The following is a 6,000-nucleotide window of genomic DNA, read 5'->3' as shown; positions in this document are numbered from 1 at the left end:
TGCAACTGTCGAAAGGCCCGCGGCAATTCCAGGAAAGGCGCACCATTGCGCAGGGCTCCGGGTTTGCGCTGGATGACCGCAAGGTAATGCCGCCAGTCGTAAATCGTTCGCGGTGGTTTCCCACCTTCCAGTACGACGACGAGAACGACGCATGATGCGCTTCAAGTCGGCGCGACAATGCCAGCGTTTCGTCTCAGCCCATGGCCCAATCGCCAACCTTTTCCATCTCCATCGCAAACATCTCACCGCAGCTTACTACCGCCGGCTTCGCGCTCATGCCATCACGATCTGGCGAGAAATCGCTTGCTCGATAGCTGCCTGAAATTCGGCTCGCAAATCCCCGCCGCAAACTCCCAAAAGTTAAGGCGACGCCACCATACGGAGTTCTGAAAACAGGACGCTTGACCCACAGCTTTCTATCCAAGATCCCTTTATACCCTATGCGATACACCGAGCGCATGTAGTCAACGCTTAGCGGATTGAGCATGGAATAGGGAACCTGCTCGTCGATCGATGCAATATCGAGGTCGACACCTGATCGTTGCGCGAAATTGTAGAGTGCGACAAGGCCGTGTTTCGTTTGCGATTTCAAGAGTATGCCGTACGCTCTGCCCATGATCGGCAAGGCCCGCTCACGTGACATGGAAAACTCAGGAATAAGGGCGTTATTTACGATCACGTAAATATGCAGGTTTTGACCTTTAGCATGATCGTTGTTCGCAACGAGCAGGTGTTCAGGCAGAGTAAAGAACTGTGCCGAGCTACCCCCATCGGAATGCAATTCCTCGATCTGTTTTCCATCGACGACCGCTCTTATCGATACTGGAGGGAAAATTCCCGGGACGCTTGCGGATGCGATCAGTATATGCCGGACCAGGGCCAGTGCGTCCGGCCGGTTACTGGCAGCAATCGCTCCAATGTTCCAGACTACCGCCCGCTGGGTATCGAGATTTGTCGTCATAACCAGGAGACGACGTCCGGCGCGATGCTCTGTTGCAATTCGGCGTAGTATCTCGATCGTGATAGTCTGTTCCACATTGCTGCGCAGAGCATTTCCCTTGAGAAGGCCCGGAGAAAAGATGCCGGCTCCTTTCCATTCGATATCGATGAGGTCTCGTGTTTCTCCCGATAGATAAAGCCGTCTGAGCTGTGCATCATAATCTGAGCCGAGGAATGCGAAGGGCGCGATCAGGGCACCTGTACTCACCCCCGTTACAACCGCAAATCTCGGGCGGGTTCCAAGTTCACTCCAGGCGGACAATATGCCCACCGCAAACGCTCCCCCTGCCCCGCCCCCGGAAATGGCAAGCATCGTGGGCTTATCCTTCAGGATGACCGGCCTCCAGGGGTCATGCACCGATACAGGAGGCCGCGGATCATCTACGTGCGCCCTGATGTTCTCGAATCCGGAAATCTGTGCGCGATCAGCTTCAGCTGCGTTGTACGTCGGACGTTCTGGCGCCACACACCCACTTAAAATTGCCACTGCAAAAACCAGGATGCCGGCGAGCACGTCTCCAAAAGGAGCCTTCACGAATTTTCGCTGAGTTTTCGCTCGAGCTGAGAGCTTCATCCATATGACTCCATTGGAAAGGGGGAACCAGCGCCGCGATCATGCTGGTAGCCGGAGGGCATCGGCTGATACGCAGTGTCTCAGTTTACGATTTCCGTGTTTCCGGATCAGTTGAGGGTAGTCTCACGGTCGCCAATACGACGCCTATGACAGCGACCGCAATCGCCAGACCGACCCAGAGGCCATAGAGTTTGTGCCCAAGGATGAAACCGCCTATCAACGGGGAGATGATATCAGTTAGAGCGCCAAGCGATTGAGCGGATCCCATGACGACGCCCTGACGGTTTCCCGGTACATGGACGGACAGAGCCGCAAGGTAAGTCGGTTTGGCCATCGCATCGCCCGTGCTCACACAAAGCACCGCCAATGCGAGAAGGGGGACGGTTGTGGCAAGGCTCGCGATGAGAAAGCCGGTGCAGATCAAGCCAAATATCAAGATGATCAGCTGACGCTCGGAAAACCGCCGACCAAGCCAACCCAGGAGGAAGAGTTGCACCAGGATGTTGATGACGCCATCGGCAGCGACGATGTAGCTAAGGTGCTGGGGGCCAAAAGACTGCCCGTTCCAGATGAATGTCTCTGCGAGAAAGACCGGCATTTGCGAGCTGTAGATGCCGTATGCGAGGAAATGGCATACCATCACGATGATGAGGATACGGATGATCGGCGATGAAACGATGGCGCGAAACGAGACTTTCTCGCGTTCGTATGGTCCGGTTTGCGAGGGCGCAGCCTGATCGGCTTTCAGTGCGAAAAGAGTAAGGCCAATCGCGCCGATCGAGAGGAAGAGGGCTGCAAAGATTGGCACCGCCAGCGAAGCCTCGGAAAGAAACCCGGACAGGCCCGCACCGGTAATACCGCCTAAACCGACACCACCAGTCAGGATACTAATGGCCTGCCTGCGATCCTCAGGTGCAGTGTGGTCAGCGACGTAGCCTGCGGCCGCCGAGAAATTGCCGCCTGTCAGACCAAAGAGCGCACGCGCGACTATCACCACGAACACATTTGGCGCGACCGCCAGCAGGAAAAGACTTGCTGCCGCCATAGCCTGGCTTGCAAGCAGAACCCGCTTCCTGCCGAACCGATCCGACAACTGGCCTAGGGTGGGTGCGGCGACAAAATGAGTGAACGCCTCCGTAGCCAGGACAAGGCCAAAGATCAGCGGAGTTGCCCCCATCTCCCTCAGATAGAACGGTAGGACTGGCAGCACCGAAGCCATTCCGGCAGAATAAATACAAACGACCAGGAAGAGTGGCACCATGATGCGCCAGTTCCGACGCAGGGCCTCACGGGAAGCCGGTTTCGAGTAGGCAGCCTCAGTCATCTTCACTTTGCTCCCTGGCTGAGGTCGAAAACAGTTCGTGACGTGCTATCGTTCTTCGGCCATGCAGCATCAAAGTCAGCGAAAGGGACTTTCCTGAAACTGATATCCAGCCCGGCCGGTCTGGTAGACCGCAACACCTTGCTAGTGATTTCGAGGAGCTTGTCAGCAGACACGCTGCCATTCCCGCTGCCCATCAACTCGATTGCTGACGCCCGTAGTACAGCGCTTGGCAGTGAAATTTCCGAACCAGAGATAGAGCCCACCTGAACAAAGCGCATTGGCGATGCGCCGGAGCCAGCTTTGGCAGCAGCAATCAGGAGGCGCTCGGCGCTCTTACCCCAGAGATAGTCGATGACGATATCGACGCCTTCGGCAAACTCCTTCATCAATCGTTTGTCGAGAGTTTCGGGTTCTGCCCCAAGCGGGATGATCTCGTCTGCGCCGCTCTGTCTTATCTCTTCAAGCGCGATGGGGTTTCTACCGGTTGCCAGCACCTTACCGGCGCCAAGCCATTTCGCGATCTGCACCGCGAGACGGCCGGATGTCCCCGTAGCCCCGTTGATCAAAACGGTTTCTCCCCTTTGCAAACGGGCGCGTTCTGTCAACGCCGCCCAGGACGACATTCCCGGATTGGCGATGGCTGCCGCAGTAAAATCCTCGAGACCGGCCGGTATAGGTACGCAAAGACGGGTATCTGCGACCGCAAACTCCGCCATGCTGCCAAAGGGAGAACGGGGAAGAGCAAAGTACACGCGCCTACCGTCATCGAGCCTGCCTACGCCATCAATGCCGACAACAAACGGAAACACGCCATTCGCGCTGTAGTGGACGCCGGAAGCGTGAGCCTTGGTGACGTGGCTGATTGCTGCCGCAGTCACTTTGATCAGGTTCTCCCCTTCTAGCGGGATAGGCGGATCGATCTCGCCTAACGTTGGCTCAATCCCCATCGCTGATACTATTGCCGCTCTCATTTGCTCTCTCCATTGACAGAGAGCAGACCTGCCTCCGCGAGATACACCTCAATTTCGTCGGTTCGATCGGCGTCAAAGATTGCGCCGACATACCCGTCCGGGCGGATCAGAATGCAGTCGCCAGGCTTCAGCGCATAGGCGTCTTTGAAATGCCCCCACTCGTCGGAAAACTCCCCACCAGACCCGATCCGGTGAACATGCAAGCCTTCGCGCGGCTCAAATGCTTGCTGCCCGGCTTCGTATGCCAGCAATGTCCAATGGACGCCCTTAAACAGGCTGAAAAGGCGTTCAATTTGCCCCCCTGCGCCTCGCAACGGCGCATCAGGAGCGCGATCGCCAGCCGGCAGCGGAGCTCGGGCCGCGGTGCAGTTTACTGAGAGCGGCGACAATGGATAACCGATGTCGAGTTGACGGACTTCACGACCACGCCGCATTTCCCCCGCCTTCTGGGCGTCCAACAACTTGGTTGCAAGTCCAAGCATGGCTCCGGCAACCGGGCGCCGCTCCTCCTCGTAACTGTAGAGTAGCCGGTCAGGGGCACCTCGCACCACGGCCGCAAGTTTCCATCCGAGATTGTAGGCATCCTGCACGCTGGTGTTCAGGCCCTGGCCTCCCGTCGGTGGATGGACATGGGCGGCATCACCGACCAGAAAGGTGCGCCCCACCCGATAGCTGTCGGCCAGGCGAGCATTCATCTCATAGTCTGATGCCCAGTGAACAGTGTGGACAATGATGTCATTGAGGCCCGTTCGATCGGCCAGGAACATCGTCAGTCCATGCGCGGAGAGATCAACTTGTGCGTCTTTGGTGACAGGTGCCTGGATTTGAAACAGGTCCGTGCCGGCGAGAGGGCCAACCCATACCTGCCGGCTCATGTCGCCGTCTCTGGCGAAACGATGCGCGACCTCATCTGAAAGCCCGGATAACGCTACATCGGCGACGATTGCACGAGCGTCGAGCGTCTTACCGGGGAAGCCGATCTCGAGAGAACGTCTGACAAAGCTTTTCCCGCCATCGGCGCCAATCAACCAGCGCACCCGAACAACCTCTTCGTATTCAGAATGGCCGATACGCGCGGTAATTCCATCTTTGTCCTGCTCAAACCCCTTCAATTCGCAGCCAAATTCCACTCGACCACCAAGTTCGATCAGGCGCGATCGTAAATTGCGTTCAGTCACGAACTGCGGAACCATAAGCGCCAGATGGTAGGGCTCTGCTGGGGTGGGCTGGATGATCTCGGCCATATCAGCATCGGTGTAGCTCCCGTCATCGCGATAGGTCCGTTGGCGTGGGTAGATGCCCCCGGCTGCTACCGCCTTGTCCAAAATGCCGAGGTCCTCGAAGATTTCCTGTGTTCTGGGCTGTATGCCCTTGCCGCGGGAACCATTGAAAGGCACTGCCAATCGGTCAATCAAACGGAAGGAAATATCGCGGCGCGCGAGTTCGATGGCGAGCGTCAGGCCAGCCGCCCCCGCTCCGCAGATGAGTACATCTGCAGTGAAATCATTTGTCATTTTCGTCTCCATGTGTGTATTATGCACATAACAAGAGGGAGAGCCTGATGTCAACAAATAATGTGCAAAATACACGCACATCAGAACTGATGCGCGATCTGCATGGATCATTGATCGAGATCGTCAGCGCGATGAACCGGCCGCAGCAAGACGACGAATTGGTTCGCGAGGCCGGGATTTCGTTGGATCGCGCACTGTTTCGGCTCCTCGTCGCAGTCGAGCGAATGGGGCCGATCGGCGTTGTCGAACTCGCCGAGCGGGTCGGGCTGGATTACACAACGGTCAGTCGTCAGGTCGCGAAGCTTGATAGCCTTGGCCTTGTCAGCCGCCGCGGTAGTGCTGCCGACCGAAGAGTTCGCGAAGCGATTATCACAGCCGAAGGAAAGCTCATGACGGACAAGATCGATGCGGCGCGAGAGCGGATGAGCCGAGCGATCTTCGATACTTGGGATGAAAAGGATATTGCTGATCTGGTGCGATTAATGCGCCGCTTCGCCGATGCATTCAGGTAGGATCGGAATTTGGCTCGCGCCCGCCACAATCGAGGTCGTCCATGCAGTCGCCGAGCACATGCAGCGTTTCAGTGGGGATCCGACCCGACGTCTGCTTCCAACGCCT

Annotated in this window: 4 protein-coding genes and 2 pseudogenes; 2 read left to right on the top strand and 4 right to left on the bottom strand. The window is 57.1% G+C overall.

The annotated features are described in order from the left end of the window. Window positions 1–118 precede the first annotated feature (118 nt). Window positions 119–322 (top strand): annotated as a pseudogene (locus P9A16_RS33530) (IS6 family transposase); the annotation flags it as partial. Between the two features lie 453 nt (window positions 323–775). On the opposite strand, the pseudogene P9A16_RS33525 reads toward P9A16_RS33530, so the two are convergent. The 4 genes and pseudogenes from P9A16_RS33525 to P9A16_RS33510 form a co-directional block, all read right to left on the bottom strand. After that, window positions 776–1,312: pseudogene (locus P9A16_RS33525) on the bottom strand (patatin-like phospholipase family protein); the annotation flags it as partial. A gap of 346 nt (window positions 1,313–1,658) precedes the next feature. After that, the gene (locus tag P9A16_RS33520) at window positions 1,659–2,897 is read right to left on the bottom strand and encodes an MFS transporter (RefSeq protein WP_130521144.1); all 1,239 of its coding nucleotides are present in this window, start codon (window positions 2,895–2,897) and stop codon (window positions 1,659–1,661) included. Between the two features lie 2 nt (window positions 2,898–2,899). Beyond that, window positions 2,900–3,868, bottom strand: a complete 969-nt coding sequence (locus P9A16_RS33515; protein ID WP_130521146.1) for a quinone oxidoreductase family protein — start codon at window positions 3,866–3,868, stop codon at window positions 2,900–2,902. After that, window positions 3,865–5,382 (bottom strand): FAD-dependent oxidoreductase, encoded by a 1,518-nt coding sequence (locus tag P9A16_RS33510; protein WP_130521148.1) that lies wholly within the window; start codon window positions 5,380–5,382, stop codon window positions 3,865–3,867. Before P9A16_RS33510 ends, P9A16_RS33515 begins: the two co-directional genes overlap by 4 nt. Window positions 5,383–5,426: 44 nt before the next feature. Here P9A16_RS33510 and P9A16_RS33505 point away from each other — a divergent pair, with 44 nt between their 5' ends. Next, window positions 5,427–5,894: a MarR family winged helix-turn-helix transcriptional regulator gene (locus P9A16_RS33505; RefSeq protein WP_130521165.1), complete on the top strand. Its 468-nt coding sequence runs from the start codon at window positions 5,427–5,429 to the stop codon at window positions 5,892–5,894. The last annotated feature ends 106 nt before the right edge of the window (window positions 5,895–6,000 follow it).

It is taken from the genome of Shinella sp. 838 (genome assembly GCF_029623935.1).
In the GTDB taxonomy this organism is placed as follows: domain Bacteria; phylum Pseudomonadota; class Alphaproteobacteria; order Rhizobiales; family Rhizobiaceae; genus Shinella.
This window is presented reverse-complemented; position numbering and strand designations above follow the sequence as displayed.